Annotated in this window: 22 protein-coding genes; 14 read left to right on the top strand and 8 right to left on the bottom strand. The window is 41.6% G+C overall.

Annotated elements, in window-relative coordinates; translation table 11 throughout:
- The first annotated feature begins 102 nt into the window (after window positions 1-102).
- The 8 genes from MED121_RS06955 to MED121_RS06920 all read left to right on the top strand — a co-directional run bounded on the left by MED121_RS06955 (window position 103) and on the right by MED121_RS06920 (window position 10,760).
- Window positions 103-1,200 carry a polyamine ABC transporter substrate-binding protein gene (locus MED121_RS06955; RefSeq protein WP_036179572.1) on the top strand — a complete coding sequence of 366 codons (1,098 nt, stop codon included), beginning with the start codon at window positions 103-105 and terminating at the stop codon, window positions 1,198-1,200.
- A gap of 234 nt (window positions 1,201-1,434) precedes the next feature.
- On the top strand, window positions 1,435-2,595 hold the full coding sequence (gene potA / locus MED121_RS06950; RefSeq protein WP_009832939.1) for a polyamine ABC transporter ATP-binding protein: 1,161 nt from the start codon (window positions 1,435-1,437) through the stop codon (window positions 2,593-2,595).
- A complete protein-coding gene (locus MED121_RS06945; RefSeq protein ID WP_009832938.1) occupies window positions 2,592-3,548 on the top strand; it encodes an ABC transporter permease subunit in 957 nt (318 codons plus the stop codon). Before potA ends, MED121_RS06945 begins: the two co-directional genes overlap by 4 nt.
- Window positions 3,548-4,369: an ABC transporter permease subunit gene (locus MED121_RS06940; RefSeq protein WP_009832937.1), complete on the top strand. Its 822-nt coding sequence runs from the start codon at window positions 3,548-3,550 to the stop codon at window positions 4,367-4,369. The genes MED121_RS06945 and MED121_RS06940 overlap by 1 nt, the downstream gene beginning before the upstream one ends.
- A 65-nt stretch (window positions 4,370-4,434) precedes the next feature.
- Entirely contained in the window at window positions 4,435-5,169 is a 735-nt protein-coding gene (locus tag MED121_RS06935) for a glutamine amidotransferase (protein WP_009832936.1), read from the top strand.
- Between the two features lie 152 nt (window positions 5,170-5,321).
- A complete protein-coding gene (locus MED121_RS06930; RefSeq protein WP_009832935.1) occupies window positions 5,322-7,298 on the top strand; it encodes a methyl-accepting chemotaxis protein in 1,977 nt (658 codons plus the stop codon).
- Between the two features lie 314 nt (window positions 7,299-7,612).
- Entirely contained in the window at window positions 7,613-8,653 is a 1,041-nt protein-coding gene (locus MED121_RS06925; protein ID WP_036178899.1) for an AraC family transcriptional regulator, read from the top strand.
- A 304-nt stretch (window positions 8,654-8,957) separates the two neighbouring features.
- The gene (locus tag MED121_RS06920; RefSeq protein WP_036178896.1) at window positions 8,958-10,760 is read left to right on the top strand and encodes a long-chain-acyl-CoA synthetase; all 1,803 of its coding nucleotides are present in this window, start codon (window positions 8,958-8,960) and stop codon (window positions 10,758-10,760) included.
- A gap of 107 nt (window positions 10,761-10,867) precedes the next feature.
- Here MED121_RS06920 and MED121_RS06915 read toward each other — a convergent pair whose 3' ends face one another.
- Window positions 10,868-11,629 (bottom strand): sulfite exporter TauE/SafE family protein, encoded by a 762-nt coding sequence (locus tag MED121_RS06915; RefSeq protein ID WP_009832932.1) that lies wholly within the window; start codon window positions 11,627-11,629, stop codon window positions 10,868-10,870.
- A gap of 136 nt (window positions 11,630-11,765) precedes the next feature.
- Window positions 11,766-12,356, bottom strand: coding sequence for a DUF2796 domain-containing protein (locus tag MED121_RS06910; protein WP_009832931.1), 591 nt, complete (start codon window positions 12,354-12,356; stop codon window positions 11,766-11,768).
- Between the two features lie 528 nt (window positions 12,357-12,884).
- Between MED121_RS06910 and MED121_RS06900 the strand changes: the two genes are divergently transcribed.
- The 4 genes from MED121_RS06900 (at window position 12,885) to MED121_RS06885 (ending at window position 16,496) form a co-directional block, all read left to right on the top strand.
- Window positions 12,885-13,622, top strand: a complete 738-nt coding sequence (locus MED121_RS06900; RefSeq protein WP_009832929.1) for a transporter substrate-binding domain-containing protein — start codon at window positions 12,885-12,887, stop codon at window positions 13,620-13,622.
- A 108-nt stretch (window positions 13,623-13,730) separates the two neighbouring features.
- Window positions 13,731-14,228: a GNAT family N-acetyltransferase gene (locus MED121_RS06895; protein WP_009832928.1), complete on the top strand. Its 498-nt coding sequence runs from the start codon at window positions 13,731-13,733 to the stop codon at window positions 14,226-14,228.
- A gap of 350 nt (window positions 14,229-14,578) precedes the next feature.
- Window positions 14,579-15,151 carry a phosphoribosyltransferase family protein gene (locus MED121_RS06890; protein ID WP_009832926.1) on the top strand — a complete coding sequence of 191 codons (573 nt, stop codon included), beginning with the start codon at window positions 14,579-14,581 and terminating at the stop codon, window positions 15,149-15,151.
- Between the two features lie 112 nt (window positions 15,152-15,263).
- Window positions 15,264-16,496, top strand: coding sequence for an MFS transporter (locus MED121_RS06885; RefSeq protein ID WP_009832925.1), 1,233 nt, complete (start codon window positions 15,264-15,266; stop codon window positions 16,494-16,496).
- A gap of 107 nt (window positions 16,497-16,603) precedes the next feature.
- Here MED121_RS06885 and MED121_RS06880 read toward each other — a convergent pair whose 3' ends face one another.
- From MED121_RS06880 to MED121_RS06870, 4 genes are all read right to left on the bottom strand, one after another.
- The gene (locus MED121_RS06880; RefSeq protein ID WP_009832924.1) at window positions 16,604-18,238 is read right to left on the bottom strand and encodes a methyl-accepting chemotaxis protein; all 1,635 of its coding nucleotides are present in this window, start codon (window positions 18,236-18,238) and stop codon (window positions 16,604-16,606) included.
- Between the two features lie 150 nt (window positions 18,239-18,388).
- Window positions 18,389-18,607, bottom strand: a complete 219-nt coding sequence (locus MED121_RS24330; RefSeq protein WP_131470978.1) for a hypothetical protein — start codon at window positions 18,605-18,607, stop codon at window positions 18,389-18,391.
- 251 nt (window positions 18,608-18,858) lie between these two features.
- Complete coding sequence (locus MED121_RS06875; protein ID WP_009832923.1) at window positions 18,859-19,977, bottom strand: polyamine ABC transporter substrate-binding protein; 1,119 nt, start codon at window positions 19,975-19,977, stop codon at window positions 18,859-18,861.
- Between the two features lie 83 nt (window positions 19,978-20,060).
- Window positions 20,061-21,404 carry a glutamine synthetase family protein gene (locus tag MED121_RS06870; RefSeq protein ID WP_009832922.1) on the bottom strand — a complete coding sequence of 448 codons (1,344 nt, stop codon included), beginning with the start codon at window positions 21,402-21,404 and terminating at the stop codon, window positions 20,061-20,063.
- A gap of 291 nt (window positions 21,405-21,695) precedes the next feature.
- Here MED121_RS06870 and MED121_RS06865 point away from each other — a divergent pair, with 291 nt between their 5' ends.
- Both MED121_RS06865 and MED121_RS06860 read left to right on the top strand, forming a co-directional pair.
- The gene (locus MED121_RS06865) at window positions 21,696-22,979 is read left to right on the top strand and encodes an FAD-binding oxidoreductase (RefSeq protein WP_009832921.1); all 1,284 of its coding nucleotides are present in this window, start codon (window positions 21,696-21,698) and stop codon (window positions 22,977-22,979) included.
- A gap of 97 nt (window positions 22,980-23,076) precedes the next feature.
- Entirely contained in the window at window positions 23,077-23,736 is a 660-nt protein-coding gene (locus MED121_RS06860; RefSeq protein WP_009832920.1) for a TetR/AcrR family transcriptional regulator, read from the top strand.
- Here the strand turns inward: MED121_RS06860 and MED121_RS06855 are convergent.
- Window positions 23,729-24,676, bottom strand: coding sequence for a DMT family transporter (locus tag MED121_RS06855; RefSeq protein WP_009832919.1), 948 nt, complete (start codon window positions 24,674-24,676; stop codon window positions 23,729-23,731). The genes MED121_RS06860 and MED121_RS06855 overlap by 8 nt on opposite strands.
- Before the next feature lie 69 nt (window positions 24,677-24,745).
- Complete coding sequence (locus MED121_RS06850; protein ID WP_009832918.1) at window positions 24,746-26,029, bottom strand: FAD-binding oxidoreductase; 1,284 nt, start codon at window positions 26,027-26,029, stop codon at window positions 24,746-24,748.
- Window positions 26,030-26,168 lie beyond the last annotated feature (139 nt).

Here is a 26,168-nt window from a genome sequence, read left to right as displayed (position 1 = left end):
CTAGAAAAAAGAAAGCGAAAGTTTTCTGCTCTGGCCTCATTGTTGCTTTTAAATCATCAAATACAGTGTGTAGCTAAGGCTACAATAATTGGAGAAATTAACATGCATCACAAAAAACTTGGCCTAGCAGCCGCTCTAGCGCTTACCCTTGCCGCACCAATTACCCTTGCCGAAGAGGCTGTTGTTAACATCTATAACTGGTCTGATTATATTGACCCTGCCATTCTAGAAAAATTTGAAACTCAAACCGGCATCAAAATTAACTATGATGTGTACGATTCTAACGAAGTGCTTGAAGCTAAGTTGATGTCGGGCTCAACTGGGTATGATGTGGTGATGCCGACAGGATCTTTTTTGGAGCGCCAAGCATTAGCGGGTGTTTATGCTGAAATTGATCGTAGCCAACTTCAAAATATTGGTAATCTAGATGCTGAAATGGCAAGCAAAGTGGCTTTGCACGATGCTGGCAACAAGCATAATGTGCCTTACACTTGGGGTACCATTGGCCTTGGTTACAATGTTGATATGGTTAAGGCGCGTTTGGGTGATATGCCTGTCAATAGTTGGGATCTGGTCTTTGATCCTGCGATAGCTGCAAAATTGTCTGACTGTGGTGTCAGTGTTTTAGACTCCCCAGCGGAAGTGATGTCGGTTGCACTTAACTATCTCGGTCTTGATCCTAACTCTGAGAAAAAGTCTGACCTTAAAAAAGCAACTAAGCTAATTTCTGCCTCACGTGAAAGCTTTACGAAATTCTCTTCTTCACAATATATTTCTGACCTAGCCAATGGTGAGCTTTGTGTTTCCATGGGTTATAACGGTGATGTGCTGCAGTCTCAAAGCCGTGCGATTGAAGCAGGTCAAGGTATCAATATTAGCTATATCATCCCAAAGGAAGGTTCCTTAGTATGGTTTGATTTGATGGCGATTCCAGCGGATGCACCACATAAAGAAGCCGCTCATAAGTTTATTGATTTTATCCTGCAACCAGAAAATGCAGCTGGTGTCTCTAACTATGCTTTTTATGCCGTCCCTAATAATAAGGTGGAGCCTTATTTATTAGAAGAGGTAAAGAACGACCCTTCCATCTATCCAACGGATGACATTAAAGAGAAGCTTTTCACCCAAAAAGCACACTCAGTTAAGTTCGATCGCTTATTAACTCGTGCTTGGACTAACATTAAAACAGCGCGTCAGTAGTTAAGTTTAAGGGAGGCTGAAGTGCCTCCCTTATTTTTTAATATTTAAGATAACTAATTGTCTTAAAAATAAAATATTTGCTAATTTTAAATTGAACCACTAATTAAGTGTTCTTTTAGCTGAATATTTAGTTAGCGATTCAGTCACTAGCCACCTATCTTCGACGGGTCTTGTTCAGGCTTGATAGGGGCAGTTAGAGCCAATTTATATAATAATTTTAATCGAGGGTTTGCCATGTCTTTCTCTGAGCAGATTGTGCCCAGTTCAATGTCAACTGAACAGCTACCACTTTGGAAACAAGAAGGTGCTGAACCATTTTTACGGATAGAAAATGTCACTAAAAACTTCGGTGACTTTAAGGCGGTGGACAATATCTCGCTGGATATCTATAAGAAAGAGCTTTTCTGTTTATTAGGGGGATCAGGCTCTGGCAAGAGTACCTTGTTGCGTATGTTGGCGGGCTTTGAAACGCCAACCAGTGGTCGTATCCTGATTGATGGTGTAGACATGGCAGGTATTCAGCCATGGGAGCGTCCCGTCAATATGATGTTCCAATCTTACGCACTATTCCCTCATCTTAGTGTGGCTGACAATGTGGCCTTTGGTCTTAAGCGTGAAGGCGTTGCAAAAGCGGAAATTAAGCAAAGAGTCGAAGAAATGCTAGGCATGGTCCAGCTTGGCCACCTTGGTAAGCGTAAACCGCATCAGCTATCGGGTGGCCAAAGGCAGCGTGTGGCGCTAGCTCGGGCTTTGATAAAACGCCCTAAGCTTTTATTGCTTGATGAACCCCTTGGTGCCTTGGATAAAAAACTGAGAGAAGAAACGCAGTTTGAGTTAATCAATATTCAAGAAGAGTTAGGTGTCACCTTTGTGGTGGTAACCCATGACCAAGAAGAAGCCATGACATTGGCGACCCGCATTGGGGTAATGAATCAGGGCATCATAGTTCAAACCGATGAGCCCCATGATGTGTATGAATATCCTAACAGTAAGTTTGTGGCGGACTTTATCGGCTCAGTCAATATGTTTGAAGGTAAGGTGATTCAAGACGAGCCAGACAGTGTGCAGATAGATTCAAAAGAAGCTGGCACAACCTTGTTTGTGAATCATGGGATTAGCTGTGCACCGGATCAGATTGTTAATGTGGCGATTCGTCCTGAAAAGATTCGAATTACGAAGAAAGAGCCTGAAAAAGGCGTTAATTGCATACAAGGTATCATAGAAGAAATCGCTTATATGGGCAGCCTTTCTGTGTTTAGAGTGCGATTGGCATCAGGTAAAGAAGTCAGAGTGACCCAGCCTAATTTTACTCGCAGTATGGGCGACAGATATACTTGGAATGATGCTGTCTTTTTGCATTGGGATGAAGATAGCAGCGTGGTACTTACATCATGAGCATGTCTTTAGGTTCGGCTGTGATGGACCGCATGGCAGCCAAGTTACAGAAATACAACTTCGTGAAGAAGGTAAACTGGGGGCGAGCGGTTGTTGCTGGTATCCCTGCCTTTTGGTTAGGTTTATTCTTTTTTGTGCCTTTTCTTGTTGTCTTTAAAATCTCGCTAACAGAAGCGGCGATTGCGATTCCACCTTATTCTGAATTATTAGATTGGGATCTGGAAGAAGCTTATATCTCCATCAAGATAAATTTAGGTAATTACCTGTTTTTGTTTGAGGACGACTTTTACCTGGATGCGTATTTAAGCTCGGTAAAAATTGCGGTGCTGTCGACTTTCTTTACCTTGCTCGTGGCCTTTCCTATTGCCTATGCCATCGCAAAATCAGATGGCTCTACACGTGTTTTGTTATTGGCTTTGGTAATTCTACCTTTTTGGACCTCTTTCCTTTTAAGGGTTTACGCCTGGATGGAGTTCTTGAAAAAGAACGGCATAGTGAACGAATTCTTACTGACGATCGGCATCATAGATGAGCCGCTTATCATGTTGCAGACCGACTTTGCTGTCTATATCGGTATTGTTTACACCTACCTGCCTTTCATGGTTTTGCCCTTATACAGCGCCTTGGAAAAAATGGATGGCACCTTATTAGAAGCTGCCCAAGATTTGGGTAGTAAGCCGACTCAGAGCTTCTTCTTAGTCACCTTACCTTTGGCTATGCCTGGTGTGATAGCAGGTTGTGTCTTGGTATTTATCCCTGCGGTAGGTGAGTTTGTGATTCCTGCGCTGCTAGGTGGTGCGGATACCTTGATGATAGGGCGTGTGCTGTGGGATGAATTCTTCCTTAACCGTGACTGGCCTATGGCATCGGCTGTTGCCATTGTGATGCTGGTGGTCTTGGTCTTACCCATAATGTTGATTCGTAATTCTCAGGGCAAAGGGGAGGCCGTCTAATGCAAACTAAATCACGCTTTTTAACCGTAACAGCAGGTTTAGGTTATCTGTTTTTATATGCACCTATCTTCTCTTTGATTATCTACAGCTTTAACAAATCTAAGCTGGTAACTGTCTGGGGTGGCTGGTCATTAAAATGGTACAGCGAGCTATTTGAAAATGAGCAGATCATTAATGCAGCTCTGCTAAGCCTGAAAATTGCCTTTATCAGTGCCACCTTAGCGGTCGTACTTGGCACCATGGCGGGCTTTGTTTTAAGCCGCTTTGGCCCTTTTAAAGGCAAGATGATTCTCTCTGGTTGGGTAACGGCGCCTTTAGTCATGCCTGAGGTAATCACAGGTTTATCATTACTCTTATTATTTGTAGCAATGGAAGGTTTGTTTGGCTGGCCATCTGGTCGTGGCACGCTGACCATCATTATTGCTCACACGACTTTCTGTTTGGCTTATGTGGCCGTGATAGTGCAGTCACGTTTAGCATCTATGGATGAAACCTTAGAAGAAGCGGCGATGGATTTAGGGGCGAAACCTGGTTCTCTCTTTTTCTTGGTGACCTTGCCTTTGATCATGCCTGCCATTATTTCAGGTTGGTTGTTGTCCTTTACCTTGTCTTTGGACGATCTGGTCATTGCCAGCTTCGTATCAGGCCCAGGTAACAGTACCTTGCCTATGGTGATCTTCTCGAAAGTGAGATTAGGGGTGACACCTGAGGTCAATGCGTTAGCCACCTTGATGATACTTGTGGTAGCCATTGGTGTGATTGGTGCTGTTTATCAGATGCGTCGACAGGCAACGTTAACCGTCAAACTAGATGATAAATAACATAGGGCTGCATAAAGCCCTATGTGAAAAGAAATGAAAATAGGTTTAAAACAGGTACTTCCCAAATGGTTAAGCAATTGAAAATCGGTATTTTGGCAACAGGCATCACACCGGATGAATTATTAGAAAAGCATGGCTCTTATGCCGACATGTTTGTGGCGTTATTTGATCAAGTGACAACAGACTTTGAGTATCAGGTATTTGATGTTCGTGAAGATCTCTTTCCGGATGATGCCATGCAATGTGATGCTTGGGTGATTACAGGCTCCAAGTTTAATGTTTATCAAAACACCCCATGGATGCTGCGCCTTAAGAGCTTGATTCTGGAGATCTCAGTAACGGGTCGCCCCATGGTAGGTATCTGTTTTGGTCATCAAATTATTGCTGATGCGTTTGGTGGTGTGGTTGATAAACACCCAGATGGTTGGGGTGTTGGTTTACATGCTTATCAACTGACTGCTGGGGCTGATTTTATTCAGGGTGCACCTGAATCTTTTGCCATTAGCGCTATGCATCAGGATCAAGTTTTAGCGTTGCCGAAAAATGCCAAGGTCTTTGCAGAATCTGAATTTTGCCCCTATGCGGGCTTAATCTATGATGATCAAATTTTAACCTTTCAAGCTCACCCTGAGTTTAACCTTGAGTATGAAGATGAGCTGATCGACTTAAGAAAAGGGGATGTCATTCCGCTAGATGTGTGTGAAGTAGGCTTAACTCAAGTGCGTGAAAAAGGGGCCGCAACGGACTCTGTGATGATAGCCCATTGGATGGCTGATTTTTTACGACTGCGAGTGGGTTGATCGTCTATATCTGGAGGCTAGATAGGAAATTGACCTATTTAGCCTGATTCTAAAAAAACGTCATAAATATTCTACTTAATTATTAATTAGGGCCTTTATCTCCTAGTTAGGGATACGGCTGCTTAAAATGTCTTCAAAAGCCGGAGTCACAGATGAAAATGAGTGTCAGTCAACGCATTATTATCACGATGGGAAGTATCCTATTCTTATTTCTCGTGACCTCGATTGTGTCATTTAAAAGTTTTAATCAAGTCAGTGAAACAATTGATGCTGTGGTGCATGACAGTTCCCCACGTATGTATATGAGCGCCAATTTAGAAACTAATTTGGCCCAAACTAAATACCTGTTATTAGCCTTCTTGCATCAAGATACAGCAATAGATGACACACTTAATGTGGGCCAGCAATTGCAAGAGCTAAACGATAAATTTACCTCTGATTTTGATAGCTTAGCCAGGCTAACGGATGGGGAACAAATCGATGAAATTAAAGCGCTAACCCATACTATGTTCCAACATGCTCAGAGCATGATCAATGAGCGTCAAAAATTTAATCAGGCTAAAGCCATTATGGCGGAACAGGATGAAGAGTTTCGCTACCTTGTAGATGAGCTACCTTTCACCATAGAGGACCTTCTGCATGAAGAATACCGCCTTAATTATTTACAGCTGCTAAAGCCGATACATAATGATATGGCATTTTTGATCAATAAAGTGATGGCAGTACTTGAGTCAGAACAGACCAATCACGAACTTATGGCTGAAGTGAAAAAATATGCCGAGCGCATTAATGCCAAAGTCCAAGAATTAAAAGTGTTAGATGCTGACGCTTATGAGTCCGTGATAGAGATTTGGCAACCGTTTGAAGCACAACTTTTTGAACCTAGTTTAACCCTAATATCGCAACTGAAAGCCCAGCAAGCCTTGGCAGAATCTAACCTTTTATTGGTTCAAATAGAGGGTTTGGTTGAGCAAAACAGTTTGAAAATAGCGGGTTTTTCTAATGCAGCGGCTAAGCATGCAGATACCTTAGCAAATGAGACAGAAGCCAGTGTTAGCCAAGGTAAACTGTTACTTATGCTTGGAGCCTTGTTGGCGGCGTTCTTATCCTTATTGCTAGGTTTTAGACTCGTTCGATATATACAAACTTCGCTTAAACGGGTTGTTTTGGGAATGTCTCATATGCGCGAAGGGGACCTAGTCAGCCAGGTTGAAGAAAAAGGCCATGATGAACTGACTCAACTGACTCAAAGTAGTAATGCCTTGTCCCGTGAATGGCGCAGTCTCGTTAAGCAGATTCTAGATACGGTTACCGCGGTTCATACCAGTGCCAATACCAGCCGTGATATTAGCCACACAAGTCTTAGTGGAGTAGAGCAACAAAGCATGCAAAGTGCGCGATTAGCCGCCACAGCAACACAAATGGAAGCCAGTGCATTGGATGTGGCCCAACATGCTCAAACCACCTTAGAAGAAGCGGAAAAGGCTCAATCGATTTTACAGACTAGCCATCAAAGTTTGCTGGAGAATAGTGAACAAATTCAGACGCTTGCCCATCAGGTGGACATGGCTATGGCAGAAGTTAACAGTCTAAAACACAATAGTGACGCTATTAGTAATATTATTCATGTGATTAAAGAAATAGCCGAGCAAACTAACTTGTTAGCCTTGAATGCCGCCATAGAAGCGGCACGAGCAGGGGAAAGTGGACGAGGTTTTTCTGTGGTTGCTGATGAGGTAAGGAGTCTCGCTAACCGTACACAGGGTTCGATTAGTGATATTGAAACTCGGGTGGCAAGTTTGCAAATAGGGGCAGAAAAAACGGCAAAAAGCATGGTGTTTTGTACTGAACAATCGCAATCTTGCAGTCAAAACCTTTCTCAGAATACACAACAGCTGGTGCAAGTTTTAGACTCGGTTAGTCAGATGCGAGACATGAATGCTCAGGTGGCCAATGCTACCGATGAGCAAAAACTCACGGTAGCAGACATTAGCCAAAGCCTTAGCCAGATTAATCACATCATGTTAGAAAGCAAAGAAGGCGCAGAACAAGCCAGCGCCCAAGGCGATGGCCTGTTAAGTTTGTCTGATGAATTATTAGCCTTGGTGAAACGTTTTAAGGTTGCTTAGTGTGGCTAAAAGCTTGAGTGTTAGTTGGGTTGATTGATTGTAGATAGGAGAGTATTTAAAACGCCTCAATCCTGAACTTATATTGAGTGGATATCGAGAATATAAGTGCTTGTTTTCTAATTGCAATCTTGGCGTTTTAACACCTGCTATAGTGTCAGTTAGGGTGTCGGTTTGCTTCTTCTCATATGTTTTGCAGTCATGACACTTTTTCTAGCCGTTAACATTCCTTGGTTTGTCAGGTATTTTTAATCCTCATATAACGGCATTGCTGGACAAGCTTCATAATGAATGCAAGTTTTGTCAGGGAGGATTTAGTGCAAGCGACCACATCATCTGCGGCTTTATTGGACCTTTATGAGGTGCTGAATAAAGAAGGTATTGTCTCATCTGATATTGAATCACTTTTGGGCTATAGCCGAGAGCAACTCAATGACGTTTCTTTGCGTGTGCCTGTGCAATTACAAGAAAGATTATGGGATTTGGCCATGACGGATGGGGTGAAGCCCAATATTGGCTTGATAGTTGGCTCTCAAATTAATACTAAGCTGGTGGGTGTCTTGTCCCAGCTATTAATACATTCTGCCAACTTAAGAGAGGCCCTGCACAACTTTGTTGATAACATCGCCCTGATGAATCAGTGTGAAAAGGTACAATTACAAACCTATAAATGGGGTTGTCGCCTTGTGTATAAAAACACTTACCCTAAAGGTATTAGGATTAGTGAAATAGAGCGTAGTTTGAGCGCTGCTATTACTTGGGCAAGCCGTTTGTCTGATACAAGAGTCTTGCCTGTAAGAGTGGGGTTTCCCTATGCAAAGCCTGATTATGTGATGCAATATCATGAGATTTTTGGTTCTCAAGTTAACTTTGATCAAGAGTTTGCCTTTATTGATATTGCCAATGACATGCTAGAGCGACCGATTAAAACCGCCAATGAATTTATTAAAGATGCTCTGCTTGGTTATATTGATAGGAACATGGATGAAGTGAATCAAACGGAATCCAGTTTACATAGCCAAGTAAAACACCTTATCGCTGAAGGTATTAAGACGGGCCGTTTTAACTCTCATGAGGTGGCTGTTAAGCTCAATATGAGCCGTCAAACCTTACATAGAAAACTGGCACAAGAAGACACAAATTTCAGCGCGATTTTAGCCGAGGTGAGAAAGGAAAAAGTGGTGCACTTTTTAATTTCGGACCAACATGTGTTCGATGAAATTAGTGAAGCTTTGGGTTTTAAGGAACCCAGTGCTTTTTATCGAGCCTTTAAATCTTGGTTTAATATGACCCCCAATAAGTACCGCCAATTGATGAAACAGCGTTCGCTAATTTCTTCTCTTTCTTTACGGGGTTAACTTTGCTGTTTTCCTCGTATTAGGTTTCCCCCTTAGTTCTACTTTCTCTTCTTTTTAAATTTAGTGCTTTCTTCAAGTTCATTATCCTGACGCTACTTGTTTTAGCGTTATTGTCGCTTTTTGTCTTTTTTATAAAGTGAGTGAGACAAATTGCCAGTATTTTGCAACATAATGACATAAGTCATATGGGGCAGTTTTTATACTCTAAGTAGCAGTAATTCCTGTTAAAGCGGACCTAATACTTGTCTGGGTTTAGCTAGAAAATAACAATAAAAAGTGCAAAAAAAACGCTTAGGAGTCAGTAATGAGTACACAAACACTGATCAGTAAAAGGAAGATGATAAGCAAAGTCCCAAGTATTCTGGCAGGCTTCCCTAGCTTGGTGAAAGGGTTAAAAATTGCCAACACTTCGGATAAGACTAAAAATGTGGGGTTAGGGCTTTGTATTGAAAAATGCGTTAATGAAAACCCAGAAGGCTTAGCCATTTTATATGAAGATAGGCAACTGACTTATTTTGAGTTTAATCGTTGGATTAATCAAATTGCTCATTTTTTTCTCGCTCAAGGAATTCAAAAGGGTGATTGTATTGCTGTGATGGTGGAAAACCGTCCTGAATTACTCGCGGTTGTAGGGGCTTGCGCTAAAATTGGCGCCATTGCCGCCATGGTAAATACGGCTCAAAAGGGCAAGGTACTGGCCTATAGTATTAACTTGGTTGAGCCAAAATTAACCGTAGTGGGAGAGGAATGTGTTGAGGCTTATCAAGCGATTAGAAAAGAGACTCAAATACCTGATAACCAACATTATTACCTAGCCGATAAAGATACTTTAAAGCAGCCTAGCGCTGCTCCTATTGGGTGGCAAAATCTTGCTGAAATGATCCTTGGGCAAAGTGCAGAAAGCCCTGTGAGTTGCCAATCTATTTACCCTGATGATCCTTGTTTTTATATCTATACCTCAGGTACGACAGGTATGCCTAAAGCGGTTGTTTTTAATCATGGGCGTTACATGAAAGCCTATGGCTCCTTTGGTTATGCTTCTGTGCGTCTTAAGGCTGAAGATCGCATGTATGTTCCTTTACCTTTTTACCATGCCACCGCCATGGCGATTTGTTGGGGGTCCGTTTTGGCAGGAAACGCTTGTCTTATCATGACTAAAAAATTCAGTGCCAGTGGCTTTTGGTCGGATGTGAAGGATTATAAAGCGACAGCTTTTGGCTATGTGGGTGAGTTATGCCGTTATTTAGTGGAGCAAGCCCCGCAAGCTGATGAAGCTGAAAATAGCATACGTATCATAGTGGGTAATGGCATGCGAGTTTCCATTTGGGATGAGTTTAAGCAGCGCTTTGATATCCCGAAAATCATGGAGTTCTATGCTTCAAGTGAAGGCAATATCGGCTTTACCAATGTGCTTAACTTTGATCGTACCGTTGGCTTTTCCCCCTATCCTTACGCCATTGTTGAATACGACAAAGAAACGGACACCGCCTTAACGGATGAAAATGGCAAGCTGCGTAAAGTGAAGCGAGGTGAAGTGGGTTTATTGATCGGAGAAATAACGGCCAAAAGCCCATTTCATGGTTACACAGATGCTGAGAAAAGCGAAAAATGCATTATGCGCAATGTCTTCAAGGAAGGCGATGCCTGGTTTAATACGGGTGACTTAATGCGTGATATTGGCTTTCGTCATGCGCAATTTGTGGACCGTACTGGGGATACTTTTCGCTGGAAAGGGGAAAATGTTTCAACTACCGAAGTAGAAATGCTCATTGATGGGGTCGACAACGTCAGTGAAACCGTTGTGTATGGGGTAGAGATACCGAATACCAATGGTCGTGCTGGTATGGCATCTATTCGCCTTGATTGTCAGTTAGAAGAGTTCGACTTTAATAAGATGTTGAATGAACTGAAAAAAGACATGCCAAATTATGCTATTCCTCTGTTCCTTCGCATTAGTAAAGGGGTGGAAATGACAGGCACCTTTAAACACAAAAAAGTCCCTCTTAAAGAGGATGGATTTTGTCTTAAAAGGGTTGAAGAGCCCCTATATGTTCGTTTACCTCAGGCGGATGAATATGTGCCTTTGACCCAAGAAATACAGACTTAAATAGAGCAAGGTGCCCATAGGTTCTAATCTCTTGGAAGTGGGTTAATCAAGGTGAGTTTTGCCATGATTAACCCCGCTTTAACCTGCCTATGGGCTTTCTTTGTATTTTATAGAGGTTGTAAAAAATAATATAAAGAGAAGCTTAGCCCTAGCATAATGATGAAATAACTCAGCAATTTCTGAGGGACTTTATGGGCATATTTCACCATTTGATAACCGCCAATGACTGAACCTAGCATTATGATTAACGCTTCTGGCCAGGCAATTAAGTCGCCGACTATGAAGATAGCCACACTGATCAAGGACATGAGTGTAATCATCAAGTTCTTAATGGCATTGGCTTGGTGGAAATCGCTATATCCCATAATGCGTAATAACGAAAACATGATAATGCCCATGCCAGCACCAAAAAAGCCGCCATAAATGGAAAATACATAGACCAGAAATTGCCCTGACTTGCCATTTTTTAATGCCAGATCCTGTCCGTTTTTCACAATAAACTGATGGATTTTATTGCCAAAGGCGTACAACAAAGTAGCGCTTAGCATTAGATAAGGAGTGAGCCGAACGAAAAAATCAGATGCACTGACTAATAAGAGTAACGAGCCTGTTATCGCACCCAATATACCGGCTAATAGAATGCTAAAAAGTGCAGACTTTATCTGTTTAAACTCTTTTCTATAAAAAGGGATTGCTGTCGCATAACCTGGCATAGTGGCGAGAAAGTTGCTGGCGTTCGCTATGTTTGCGGGTAAGCCTGTGCTAATTAATACAGGAAAGCTTAATAAGCTAGAGCCCCCTGAAATCGCATTAATGGCGCCACACACAAGGCCTGTAGTGAATAGATAGATTAAGGTTTCAAATGACACGTTATTGCTCTGAGGCAGAAAAATAATTTAGATTAGAGTGCCAAATTTAACGCTATTCTGAAAGGGAGTATTTCCATAGTCCGCCTATAGAAAATCTATAAAGAGGCAGGCAGACAACCTGCCTCTCAAGATGCTTCTATTTAATAAACAAGTGCGGGAGCATGACTTCACCACTGCTATCCAAGCTTTTTTCTAACTTAAAAACTTGCCTATTAAATGCCCTGACTTTAATTTTTTCTGTGTCAGGAAAAATATCAAACCAAGTCACCATGATTTTATCTAAGCGTCTTAACGCCTCACAATTATATGTATAAGTAATGATAAACTCAGAGTGTTCTTTATCTTGGCTTTTATTTTCTTTTGATACACGGCTGTAGGTTTGATGTGAAACCTCTTCTTGGTCGGAAGGTGTTGCGTTAACCAGTCTTTGGTTTTTTAAACTGCATTGGGCGGCATCGGGAAGTTTAAACAAGGTCTGTGATTGCCTAAATTTGTTTAAAGCATCCGATAAAGCCTGAATTTGTTTAATCGTGGTGGGGTTGCCTTCATATCCGACCACATTTTCACCTGGTGCTTTAATGCTGATATAAAGCTGACTGCGTTGCGTTTTAAGGCTGAAATCGACCACTCCGTGTTGGTGAAATGTCTGGTTTGTGTCTTGGGCATTGATTGATGTCATCGTAAAGGCAGTTACCGCCATGACTAAAGCCCGTTTTAATGTATTCATATAAAGCTTTCCTCAAAATTAAATGTGTAAATGATTTAGCTTGAGATGAGCGGAGGGGAGCGAGCCAGATATTCAGGTTTGATTCTAAACTTAATGTTATAAAGGAATGGGCCTATAAAAAATAAACCTATATTGACCAGGTTTAGCTCACCCTCTTGTGCAACAAAATCATCCTGTAGCTCGCTGAGCCATTCGTAGGTGTAAGTTTTAGAATGTGTTGCATTCTGGGTGTCAAAGTTATTGAAAACTAATGCGCAACTAGTACAGACGAACAGCAATATAATAAAGTGGTATAACCACTTAAAGTTTCGATAATTGCTGATCATAAATTCACCAGATTTGTTTGTTTGAGTTAGTTATAACAAAGTTCAGTTTTGCTGTGTACGACCAATTTGGGGAGTTTATGTGGAGATTAACGCGCTTTTAAAATCTATCCTAAGTCTGCGAAAACTGACATTCGGTTTATACTGTTAGATGCAAGTTTGCTAAATAATCTCTTTGCTTTTGGTACCCAGTTTGAAGATAAAAATGAAAAGAAGAGTCTTTATTTTAAAGGTGATAAGCGCTCTAACCATTGCTAGCCTGATGCACTTCAGTCATGCGGCTGATAATTTGCATGTGATTACCGAAAATTGGGTACCTTATAACTATGAGGTAGAGGGGGAAATTGTCGGTGACGCGACAGTTCATATTAAAAAGGTCTTAAAGCGATCAGGTGTTAACTATGATATGACGCTTTACCCTTGGTCACGAGCTTATAAAATAGCCTTAAACAAAAAGAATGTGCTTATTTATAGTTTGGTAAGAATGCCAGTTAGGGAAAAGCTCTTTGTCTGGTCACGACGCATTTTAGACACAGAATTTAGCTCTCTTTATCGACTCAGTGCACGTAATGACATTCAGGTTAATGAGTTGAGAGACATACAGAAGTATAAAATTGGTGTTATTCAGGACAGTATGAATTATCACTATTTAATGGGGTTAGAATTTAATACAGAGCTTCTACCTGTTAGTACTGATCAGAAATTAAATATTAATAACTTACTGCAAGGCCATATTGATATGTTTGCTGCCAGTGATAAAAGCTTTTCACAACTTAGAAAGCAAATGGGTCTATCAGATGCGGTATTTAAGCAAGTCATACCTATTTTTAAAATCGACCCTTATATGGCGTTTAGTAAGGGAACGTCTGCTGAGTTAATCCAAAAAATTAACCAAGCCTATGATGATTTGGTGGCAGAAGGTGAAATCCCTGAATTTCATTAAAGTCTCTTCTTTATTCTTCACCTAATTAAGCTGTTTATTACTTGCCCTGCTGTACTTTAAACCTCGCTCTCGTTAGTCTTTCTAGTAAAAATTGATAAGGATATTAATATGATACGTAATGCTAAGGTGGCAGATGCTAAGGCTATACTTTTGCTTACTAAGCAATTAGCTAAGGAGAGTCGTTTTATGCTCCATGAGCCTGGTGAGCAGGATTTATCCATGCAGCAGCAAGAAGCCATATTAGCTGACTTTACTGGGAGTAAATCTAAGGTTTTTTTGTTGCTTGAACTTGATCAAAAGATAGTGGGCTTTTGTGTTGGCATTGGCAGCAGTGCTAGAAGAAACCAGCATAACCTATATTGTGTCATGGGAATTCAAACAGCCTTCACAGGCAAAGGTCTTGGACGAGAGCTGCTAAACTCACTTGAGTTATGGGCTTCACAATATGGATTTACTCGATTAGAGCTGACAGTCATGGCCCATAATCATAAGGCAATAAAACTCTACCTTTCCCATGGTTTTGAACAAGAAGGCATCAAGCGTCAATCCCTTAAAATAGATGGCGAGTATGTGGATGAAATTTATATGAGTAAACTTTTAGTTTAATAACACATTGTTTAATAAAAGCAGCACCTATGCTTAATTGCTTTTTATCTCATATACTGACTGAGTTTTTACTCGGTGAAATTTTTTATCGCTTGATCCTAAATAGTCAGGTTTTAAGGCAAATAAACACTAAAAAATTCGCATTTACATTGGTTTTAGACGCTAATTCCTTTATCTTTGCGCCTTTAAAATTTTTAGCCTAGATAGCTTGTTTTTTGCACACTTAAAATAAAGTGTACGAAGCAGATCTTAAGCATTTTGCAATATTGAGTGCGAGTCGCTAAACCACTAAACTAGAAGTTGTTCTTCTCTCATCCAGAAGGCAGCGTATTTTATGAAAGGGTAATATCATGGATAAAGTATTTATCAGTGCTCAAAAATTATTAGAAGACTCGTTTGAGCTGGCTCTAAAAATTTACGACAGTGGCTTTCGTCCTGATTATATTGTTGGTGTTTGGCGTGGTGGTGCTCCTGTAGGTATCGCGGTGCAAGAGTTATTGCACGTGTTAGGAGTGGAGTCTGACCACATTGCGATTCGTACCTCTTCTTACGATGCGATTGGAGAGCGAAATAAGAATGTAAAAGTACATGGTCTCACTTACCTAATTAAGCGTTTAGAAGCAGAAGATAGTCTGCTAATTGTTGATGATGTACATGACAGCGGTTTAAGTATTCAACAAACCATTGTTGATATTCAAAAAGCCTGTAAAAAGAATACACCAGAGATTCGTATCGCCACCCCTTATTACAAGCCTAAGAACAACAAGTCTGGTCGTACCCCTGACTTTTATGTTTACGAAACGGATGAGTGGTTGGTTTTCCCCCATGAATTCGATGGTTTAAGCACGGATGAAATTCGTCAGCACAGACCTGAGTTAACGAAAATTGCTAATCGTATTGATGAAATTAAAGGCCAAGCTTAATCCCTAAGGCTTTTATTTTTGTACTAAAAAGCCCTGCTCGGTAGCAACGAGTGGGGCTTTTTTTGATACTATCGAATCGGATAATTTAAAATTTTCAAATGAAGGGATAAAAGTGAACGCTAAGGACTGCCTATTTTTTTCATCTTTATTCTTCTCTCGCCTCGCAGATCAGATCATTCTCTTCTTAGTGCCTTTAGTGATTTTTCAGATTACTGGAAGTGGTGCGCTTTCTGGTTTAGCTTTTTTTATCGAAACCTTACCGCGCTTCTTAGCTTTTCCTATTGCTGGCGTTCTCTGCGATATTCTTTTTCCTTATTCGATCATCTCTGTGAGCCAAAAAATTCGCAGTTTTGTGCTTCCTCTGGGTCTATTAGGTTTTTATTGGATAGAAAGCGTGTATTGGTTGATGGGGGTTGCGGCATTAGTTGGCGGTGCGACTAGCTTTGCCATGATGGCAAGGGAAATGGTTCTGGTACAAAATTTCAATCACATGCATTTTAATAAGGCCCTGTCTTATTCCAGTTTGGCAGATCAGCTAGGTATGGTGCTAGGGCCATTAGTGGCTAGTGTTTTACTCTTATATTTGAATTGGCAGCAAAGCCTCACGCTTTGTATTTTCTTATTCTTGTTATCCGATGTGAGTCTAGGCTATTGGTGGCGTGTCGGACAAAGCAATCAAAGTGTGAAGCCTCAGCCTTTGCCAGAAGCGCTGAAAACTTATTCTTTGTTAACTTGGTTTCAATTTTTTATTAGGCAAATTAATCAGGGAATAAAGCAAATTTTAGACTTGCCGCAATTGCTTCCTGTTATTCTCATCGCCTTTTGTATTAACCTGATTTTAGGGATGACTTTAGCAAGTATGGCGCCTATTTATACGGGGGTATTTGCCCAATCAGAGTCATCCTATGCGTTATTACAAACGTTAGCCGTGTTGTTAAGTATCTTAATTTTACTCCTGATCGCCCGTTTTTCATTTGACCTTTATTGGATGGGTTTTATCGCCTTTATTGCGATGATAATGGGGGCCTTTATTACGTCATTGAGCCAGCACCATTTGCTTTACCTGGTCGGTTTTTTAATGATTATTGGTTTTGATAAGATGTTTAGCGTTTTTTTACGTAGTTTGCGTAAGAAGCTGATCCCAATAAGCAATCTGGGTAAGAGTACGGGGTTGTTAGTGTTATTAAATAATATTGCCCAGCCTATTGCTGGCTTAATCGTCGCCTTGTTAGCAGGAGCCTATTTACTACAAGACTTACTCCTATACACTGCCGTTTCTGTCAGTATTTTAGGTGCTGTTTTAGGTATTTATTTAACCGTTAAGATACGAAATAAGCGTTATTGAGAAAGGTTGCTGGCAAATCATTTAAGGTGGAATAGGAGCTTCACGTTGGATCAAATTAAAGCCCTAACCTTTATTCATTTGTTAGGACTCTCCTAAGTATTTAAGATTTAGGTCTTAAACTTATTCACTTGCTCATTAAGTTCAGATGCTAACCCCATCAACTGATCACTGGCGCTTGATATCTTTTTCGCTCCTTCGGCTGAGTCTTGAGCTGAGCCACTGATCCTAAGGAGTGAAGCATTAATTTCTTCAGACACTGAGCACTGTTGTTCACTGGCAAACGCGATATGAGTATTCATATCAGTGCTTTTGCTAACTGAGTTAGTTATTCCTGTGAAGCTTTCGCTTGCCTCAGCGGCCTTAGTACCAACTAACTCAGCTTCTTGGCGACTACTTTCTGCTGCATCTACAGCAATGCGTGTACCATGTTGGAGTTTTTCAATGGTACTGCGAATTTCTGTGGTAGAGGTTTGAGTTCTTTGGGCTAAGGTTCTGACTTCGTCAGCAACAACAGCAAAGCCTCGACCTTGTTCACCTGCTCTAGCGGCTTCAATGGCGGCGTTAAGGGCTAATAAGTTAGTTTGCTCGGCAATGTCGTTGATCACATCGACAACCGAATCAATACTGACGCTATTTTCATCCACCGTTTTAATCTGATTAGACACATTAACCATGTTTTCTAATAAGGTATTGGTGGCTTGCACCGTATTCTTCATGACGCTATTTCCCTCAACTGCCTGCTCTTGCATACTCTTGGCATTTTGGTTTGCATCCTCTGCATGACTTGCAACATCTTGAGAAGTTGAGACCATTTCATTCATGGCGCTTGCTACTTGTTCGATTTCAACTCTTTGATTATTGATGTTTTTACTGGCGAGTTCACTGATGGCTGTCATTTGAGTCGCGGCACTAGAAACTTGCTGTATGGCTTGGCTAATCCCTAAAATCAATTTACGTTGTTGTTCTTGCATGCTGTTAAAGTTTTGCCCCATTTTAGCTAACTCATCTTTGCCAGAACTTTCGAGCTTGAGAGTCAGATCAGATTGGGTCGCTACTTTATACATAGCTTTATTAAGGGCTGTTAAAGGGACAAAAATAGATTTGAAGGTAGAAAAGCTGGTGAGTATTAAAATGCCTAATATTAGGGCAGAGAGAGACCACATGAGTAGTTTTTGATTTTGATAAACGGATTTGATCTCTTCTCTTTCTTGGCTGGCTACCCTAAGTTGTAGTGCCACCAACTCAGTTATTTTTTCACTAATTGGATCAATCGTGTCGTACAAGGGACCGTTGAATTGACCTAATTGATCTGTCACATTACTTTGCGTACTTGCTTTTAGCGTTTGCTCTAATTGATCTAAAGAGCGGTTCGCATCGATAAATAGCCGCTCTGCTTCTTGAGCCAGCTTAGCTTCTGTTTGAGTCAGATTGGTCGCGATATATTTTTGCCATTTATCCTTAATTTCTTGGCGTGCTTGCTGCACACCTTTGAGTGCTTCTTGGCTTGTCATAATGCCAACATTAGCTTTATTGACCGCATCAATGACAAAGACGGCATAATTATCCGCAATACTTTTTAAATCTTCTAAAGGCACGACTCTATCTTCATAGATTCTGCCAACCCCTTCGTCTGCTTGTTTTAAACCTGTTAAAGAAAAAAATATGAGAATGACGATGGCAACAAGAGGCAAAATTGAGCTGAGTATTAATTTAGCGCGAATGCTAAGCTGGTTGAGTAACATTAACTTCTCCGACAGTTTTTGTTATTTTATATCTTATTTTTAATTTATAACTAATTGTTTTATATGTACTTTTAGAAAAAATTAAATTAACTGAAATTTATTAGTTGTTGATCCTAATTGCTCGGTTACTGATAAGCTTGGTTAAATATATTAAATTAAACGTATATTCAGTTTTGCGCAGGGCGAATCATGTTTCTTTCGATGACGCAATTTACGCTGTCGTAAATCAAGGCGAATTTCTGCTTTGCTCCTGTTGGATAAAGGAAGAAAGTAACGACTTAGATGCAGTAAGACTTGCGGGTAAATGACGTAATAAATGGAGATCAAGGCTGCATGGTCAAAATAAGAGGGGGATGAATAGCGTTTCATATTACACCTTTAAGCCATACTCTTAAGCTCCTTTGGAAGAGTACTGGTGATTTTATTAGCACTTTTTTCCTTGTGTATTATGCCATTGTAGTCAGTTTGGACTCATTCAAGCCAGACTTATTAGACATTTTTGATATATCATATATTACTAAATTAGATATTACTTGTGGGTTTGACAAAAAAAGGCCTCCGAAGAGGCCCAATTAACATGCTTATTTATGTCTGGTTTTTAAACATTGAGCGCGAAAGAGTTAACGCCCTGTTTTCAAATCAGACCATAGACGGTTGCGTACCTTCGCAAGTTTAGAGGGGAGTTGAGAGCTCATATAGAGTTTTGCTCGGGTTGCATCATTTGGGTAAATGGCTGGGTCTTCCATGATCTCAGTATCTATCATATTGTTTGAGTCTGGATTCGGATTGGCGTACCAAACATAGTTAGTGATATTAGCAATGACCTCAGGGCGAAGAATATAGTTAATAAATTTATGGGCATTGTCTGGGTTTTTCGCATCTGCTGGAATCGCTAGCATATCGAACCAGATTTCACTGCCTTCTTTTGGAATGCTATAGACAACTTCAACCCCGTTATCAGCTTCTTCTGCACGAGCCGCTGCTTGAAATACGTCGCCAGAAAATCCAACCGCGACACAAGTATCGCCATTGGCTAAATCATTGACATATTGAGAGGAGTGGAATTGCTTGATGTAAGGCCTAGCGCCTTTAAGTGCCTTACCTGCTGGACTAGTGGGTTTGAAATCAGAGCGTTTACTCTTACCTATGTCTTGGCCTGTGTAATGAAGGGCAATGGTGACCATTTCGTCGGGAGAGTCCAAATAAGTGACCCCACAGTTCGCCAGCTTTTCCATATATTCAGGTTTGAAAATAAGGTCCCAGCTATCCACTGGTGCATCTTCACCGAGTGCTTTAGCAACCATTTCTGGATTATAGCCTATGCCCGTTGTGCCCCATAAATATGGTACGCCATACTTATTATCCGGGTCTTTTTTTTCTAAGGAGGACATTAGAAATGGGTCCAGATGATGCCAGTTTGTTAACTTGCTTCTATCTAAGGGTAGAAACACGCCTGCTTTAATTTGCAATTCCATAAAGTAAGAACTGGGTACAACAAGGTCATAACCCGAATTGCCCGCTAGTAGCTTTGCTTCTAATGTCTCATTGCTGTCATAGACATCGTAAGTCACCTTGATGCCGGTTTCTTTTTCAAAGTTGGCAATGGTGTCCTCGGCGATATAGTCAGACCAGTTATAAAGCTTGAGCTCCTCTTGGGCCTGTACTTGTGTTGCTAAGGTGCAAGCTAGGGTTAAGCTAGATAAACCTAGGGTAAAGCGGGATGTTAACTTGGTTTTCATCTGAATAGCCTCTTTTATCTGTGTTAGGGCCTGCTATCCCATAACATTGGTTGTTTTTGCTTTAAAGTTGAAAAATTAAAATCTTATACGTTGAGTAATAAAAACTCCCTTTCCCAAGAGCTGATAACCTTATGAAAAGTTTCAAACTCCGCACGTTTAACGCCGATATAGGCTTCAACAAATTGAGATCCCATAATATCGGTTAATTCAGGGCATTCCTCTAGGAGTCGTAAGCCTTCTTCTAATGAACGGGCAAGCTCAACCGTATCGCCTTCTTCAGCGGCGGCATCTGACGTGGGCTTGGTGGGTTTTAGCTGTCCTTTTAGTCCTAAATAACCACACGCTAAACTGGCTGCTATCGCTAAATAAGGGTTGCTATCAGCCCCAGGGAAGCGGTTTTCAATACGAGTGGCGGCTTTTGGTGCTGCCGGTGCTCTAAGACCCGTGGTGCGATTATCTATGCCCCATTTCATATTGATTGGGGCTGAGATTTCTGGGGCAAAGCGGCGATAGGAATTCACGTTTGGTGCAAAAAAGCTGATGGCGTGAGGCGTGAATTTTTGCAAACCACCAAGGTAGTGATAAAAGTGTTCGCTAAATTGCTCGGTGTCACTGGCAAAGATGTTTTCACCGGTTTTTACATCAATCAAACTTTGATGAATATGCATTGAACTGCCGGGTTCTTTTTGCATAGGCTTAGCCATAAATGTCGCGTAGATACCATGTTGCATGGCAGTTTCACGCAAGGTACGTTTGAATACAAATACCTGATCCGCAAGGTCCAGTGGATTGCCATGTAGGAAGTTAATTTCCATTTGCGCAGCACCGGTTTCATGGATGAGAGTATCCACATCAAGTCCTTGAGCTTCACAGTATTGGTAGAGGGTATCTATTACAGGATCAAATTCATTCACCGCGTCTATGCTATAGGACTGGCGTGCGGTTTCACGACGGCCTGAACGACCTATGGCTGGTTTTAATTCAGAGTCAGGGTCATTGTTTTTCTGAATAAGGTAGAACTCAACTTCAGGGGCAATAACGGGCTTTAGGCCTTCTTTTTCATAAAGTGCGAGCACTTTCTTAAGCACAGAGCGGCTGGCAAGCGGGTGCAGTTCACCTTCTACTGTATAGCAGTCATTGATGACTTGTGCCGTGGGTTCGTTCGCCCAAGGAACAAAACGTAGCGTATTCGCATCCGGTGTTAACACCATGTCTCTGTCACTGGGGTCGACAATATCATAGTGATTGTCTGCCCAATCCCCTGTGACGGTTTGAACCAGCAGGGTTTCGGGAATACGGCCACCTTTTTCATCTAGAAATTTTTTAGTGGGGTAAAACTTGCCGCGGGCGTTGCCTGTCATATCTGGCAGGGTGGACTCTACTTCTGTTATTGCATTGTCTGTGAGAAACCGCTTTATGGCTTCCATAAATCACCTTTTTGTATGGACTATGGTTCATAGTTTGGCAGACGAATATCGCTATGCCTAATATCAAATTGTAATCTTGAAGATGATGATAGAAAAATATTAAACCGAATCATCATTCGCTTTTAGATTATTTTAAAGAAATTATTAAAGCAATAGGAAATGAAGAATAAATACTAAAAAATGGTGCTTGTAAGTCTAATTAATCCGAATTAATATTCGGTTTGTTGTTTTTTTATATATTAACGCCATAAGCCAATAGTGAGTTATTTGTTTTATGCTTTGGAGTACTAAATGAGATTGACGGGTTACGACACTTCTTATTATCTGGACTCTGCGAATGCGAAAAAAGAGTTCGCGAGCCTTGAAGGTGATCATGTCTTTGATGTGTGTGTAATAGGCGGTGGCTTTACTGGCTTATCTGCCGCCCTGCATTTAGCGGAAAAAGGCTATAAGGTTGCCTTGTTAGAAGCAGAAAAAGTGGCTTGGGGAGCTTCAGGTCGAAATGGTGGTCAAGTTTGTCAGGGGCATAATATGTCTCATCAAGACATGATCGCCAAGGTTGGCAAGGAAAACGCCGACCTATTGTGGCAAATGTCATTGGATTCGGTGGATCTGGTAAAAGACCTGATTGAAAAGCATAAAATCCAATGCGATCTTAAACAAGGTGTCTTGCATGTGGCGAATAAAGCCAAACATTGCGATGAGCTAAAGCAGAGCGTGGATTACAAACAGAACAAGCTTAATTATCAAGATATTGAGTATCTAGATAAAGCGCAAGTATCCTCCATGTTAGGGTCCGATAAATATCATGGAGGGGAATATTGGAAACAAGGTGCGCACCTTCATCCGCTTAATTATGCTTTAGGCTTGGCACAAGCAGCAGATAAAGCGGGTGTCAGTATTTTTGAAGACAGTCGAGTGACAGATTATCAGACGGGATCGGAAGTCCAAGTGAACACAGAAAAAGGCTGTGTGAAAGCCAAGTTTATGCTGCTGGCCTGTAATGGTTACTTGGGGAATTTAGAACCAAGAATCGCGGGTAAAATTATGCCGATTAATAATTTTATCTTAGCCACAGAGCCCTTAACTGATGAGATGTGCGCCCGTATTAATCCGCAAGATGTGGCGGTAGCGGATTCAAAATTTGTGATCAATTACTTTAAGTTGTCTGCGGATAATAGGCTTTTATGGGGTGGTGGTGAGAACTACACGGCTAAATTTCCTTCAGATATAGGCCAGTTTGTGCGTAAGTATATGCTGGAATTTTATCCTGAACTGAGTCAAACCAAAATAGATTATGGTTGGGGAGGCACCTTAGCTATCACGTTAAATAGAATGCCATTTTTCCAACGTATTGAGTCGAATGTCTTGGTAGCACAAGGTTATTCAGGTCATGGTGTTGCCATGGCAACCCTAGGCGGCAAACTCATGGCCGAAGCGATTGATGGTCAAAGCCGTGGTTTTGATGTCTTCGCGCAAATGCCATCTCCAAGTTTTCCCGGAGGCACCTTATTACGTTGGCCTGGGCTTGTCGCAGGTATGCTCTATTACTCATTGAGAGATAGATTATTCTAGAAAAGCTAGGAGAGAGTTTAATCTCTCCTAGCCTGTTTGCTTTATAATGGCTTAGAATTGCACTAATCCAATATAAAGCGAAACCGGAACCTCTTTAATGCCGCAAGCGTCATCTAATCAAGCCTCAACTGAGAAAGTGAAAAAGCAAGATCTCACCCGCCGTTCTGCCCCTGTGCAGGGACGTTCGAAAGAACGTTCTAAAAAGATTATGGATGTGACGAGCGAGCTACTTGAGAGGGTAGGTTTGGATGACCTCACTACAGTATTGATTGCCAAAGAAGTCGGTATTTCGGTGGGTTCTTTATACCACTATTTTCCGAATAAGCATGCCATCTTGTATGCCATGGCCAGTGAGTGGCTAGAGGAAATAGAAAAGGTATTAACCAAGATCAGTGCTTGGGATATAGAAACCATCCTCCTTGATGATTTGCTTGAGCAAATATTAGCTCTCAACCTGAAAGCCTATAAAAAACAAAAAGCCATTTTAACCTTGGTACAGGCGATGTTTTCTGTCCCTGAGCTGCGTAGCTTAGATACAGAGCATGATGAGCTTGTCATCTCCCATATGGCAGCCTTATTTAAACGTATGGGCATCCACTCTCATATTAAAGAGAGAGAAAGGCTAGGACGCTTGTACCTTGAGACTAGCCATAGTGCATTCTTGGTGGTGGTTAACCAAAACCCAGAGCGCGCAAAACGTACTCTGGCGGATCTTAAACTTATGCTATTGGCCTTGTTGAAGCAGCACCTTAGTTAGGTTTCTGACCTCGAATACTTTTAAATAAGCTTTTATCTGTCAGATTGTGTCCTAATTCGGATACAAGTATCGCTACGAGAATAAGCAGGGCACCTAGGCTGCCTTTAACGCCTAAAACTTCCCCTAAAAAGACCCAAGCAGAGAGAAACGCAAAGACAGGTTCAGTGGCAAAAATTAAGGCGACTTTGGCAGGTTCCAAATGGCGCTGACAGGCTGACTGTGCCCAGTAAGCGTAAGCACTGCCAAGTAGGCCTGTGATTAGAATGCCACTGAGTACGATAGGGTCGAGCAAGATACTGATATCAAAGGAACTGCTCATGGCTTTTTGGCTGATTAGCTCGGGCGCTAGCGCTAAGGCAATCAGACTATAAATAGCGACCGCCGCCATTTGTATGATGCTTAAGCTGATAATGGGCAAGTTCACCACAAATTTGTCGGTGAGTAGAATATGAAAAGCAAAGGCACAAATGAGAACCAGACTGTCTCCTTGATTAAAACTGAGTTTATCCCCGATTGTCAGTAAATAAAGGCCGAATGTGGCGAAAATGACCCCAAGCCAAACATGCCAGCTGGCACTTTGCCTGAACACAAGAAAAGCCAGTACAGGGACAAGTGGCACGCTAAGGCCAGTAATAAAGCCCGCATTCGCCACACTGGTAAAACGCATTCCTTCTGTTTGCGCATAAAACCCAATAAAGAGCAGAAAGCCTAGACTAAAGCCTGCTAAGAAAAGACGCCCTAAAGCGTCTTTATCAATCATTTCTTTTTTAATGAAATAAAGTGGTAGTAGGGCAAGGCTTGCTAGGGCAAATCTCAAGGCATTGAATAGGTTGGTTGAGACCTTAGCCACGGCTAAATCCACTAGCACAAATTCGGCTCCCCAGATGAAGGCCACTGAAAAAAGAATAAAAAAGGCTGTGCGAGCGGATAACCCTGTCATAGAAAGGCCCTAATAAAAGGTTAGAGAAGGGTGAATCTGATGTTCACCCTATATAGATCACGCTTTAAATTAGACGCCGAGTTTATCTCTTAAGTTATAGTACCAAGCCCCCATGGCGGTATAAGGAATACGCAGTGCTTGCCCACCTGGGAAGGGATATTGTGGCAGACCTGCAAACACATCAAAGCGTTTAGCGTCGCCTTGGATCGCATCACAAATGACTTTACCAGCTAAGTGCGAGCAAGTGACGCCATGGCCACTATAGCCCTGAGCATAATAAATATTGCTGCCAATTCGGCCTAGCTGAGGCAGGCGCATTAGCGTTAGCAAGAAGTTACCTGTCCAAGCAAAGTCGACTCTGACGCCTTCAAGTTCTGGGAAGGTTTTGAGCATTTTAGGGGTAATAAGTGCTTCTATTTTATCGGGTTCACGGGCGCCATAAGTTACACCACCGCCATAAATAAGACGGCCATCACCCGAAAGACGGTAATAATCGAGTAGGTAGTTACAATCTTCTACACATTGGCCGTTTGGTAGTAGAGCATCTTGTTGGGCTTGGCTTAGTGGTTCTGTGGTGATGACTTGGGTACCACAAGGCATAGCTTTGGCTTGAAGTTTAGGTACTAGACCTTCTAAATAAGCATTACCTGCGACAATCACATAGTTTGCTGTGACACTGCCTTTTTCGGTACGTACGACCGCTCTTTCGCCTTCTTCTATGCCTATTACCTTTGAGTCTTCATAAATAATTCCCCCTAGGCCTTCAAAGGCTGCGGCTTCACCTAGTACCAAGTTTAGCGGGTGGAAGTGACCGCCTGACTTATCTAATAAAGCACCTGCGTATCTATCACTACCAATATAGTTTTGCACATCGGTTGCAGATAAAAGCTCAAGATCTTGATGACCATGGGATTCCCACAGTTTCTTTTTACCTTCAAGCTCACGCATCTGTTTTGGGTTACAAGCGGCAAAGATACCACCGTCTTTTAAGTCACAATTAATTTGGTAGTCTTTGACGAAACGGCGAATGACCTTGGCACCTTCAAAGGCCATCTTACCCATTTCTTGACCTGTATTTTGGCCATAATGTTTTTCGATAAAATCGACATCACGGCTATAACTATGAACTATTTGGCCACCGTTACGGCCCGACGCACCAAAACCAATGCGTGTTCCTTCTAGAACTGTGACACTAAAACCTTGTTCAGCTAAATGAAGGGCACTGGACATGCCTGTAAAACCTGCACCGATGACGCAGATATCGCTGCAGATGTCTGCTTCGAGGCTCGGGCGCTGTACTTTATCGTTCGCAGATGCGGCGTAATAAGATGTGGTATGTGAAGACTGTGACATAATCTTTCTCTTATTCTGTTACCCAATATAGGTCTGGATAAACATTATTGATCTCGACACTACCGAACTCTATGGGTATGTCTCTTTTTTAATAAGATACGTCTTGCACCTGTTCGTGGGATATACCCAGAAAGGTATA

It is taken from the genome of Marinomonas sp. MED121 (assembly GCF_000153025.1).
Classification (GTDB): domain Bacteria; phylum Pseudomonadota; class Gammaproteobacteria; order Pseudomonadales; family Marinomonadaceae; genus Marinomonas.
This window is presented reverse-complemented; position numbering and strand designations above follow the sequence as displayed.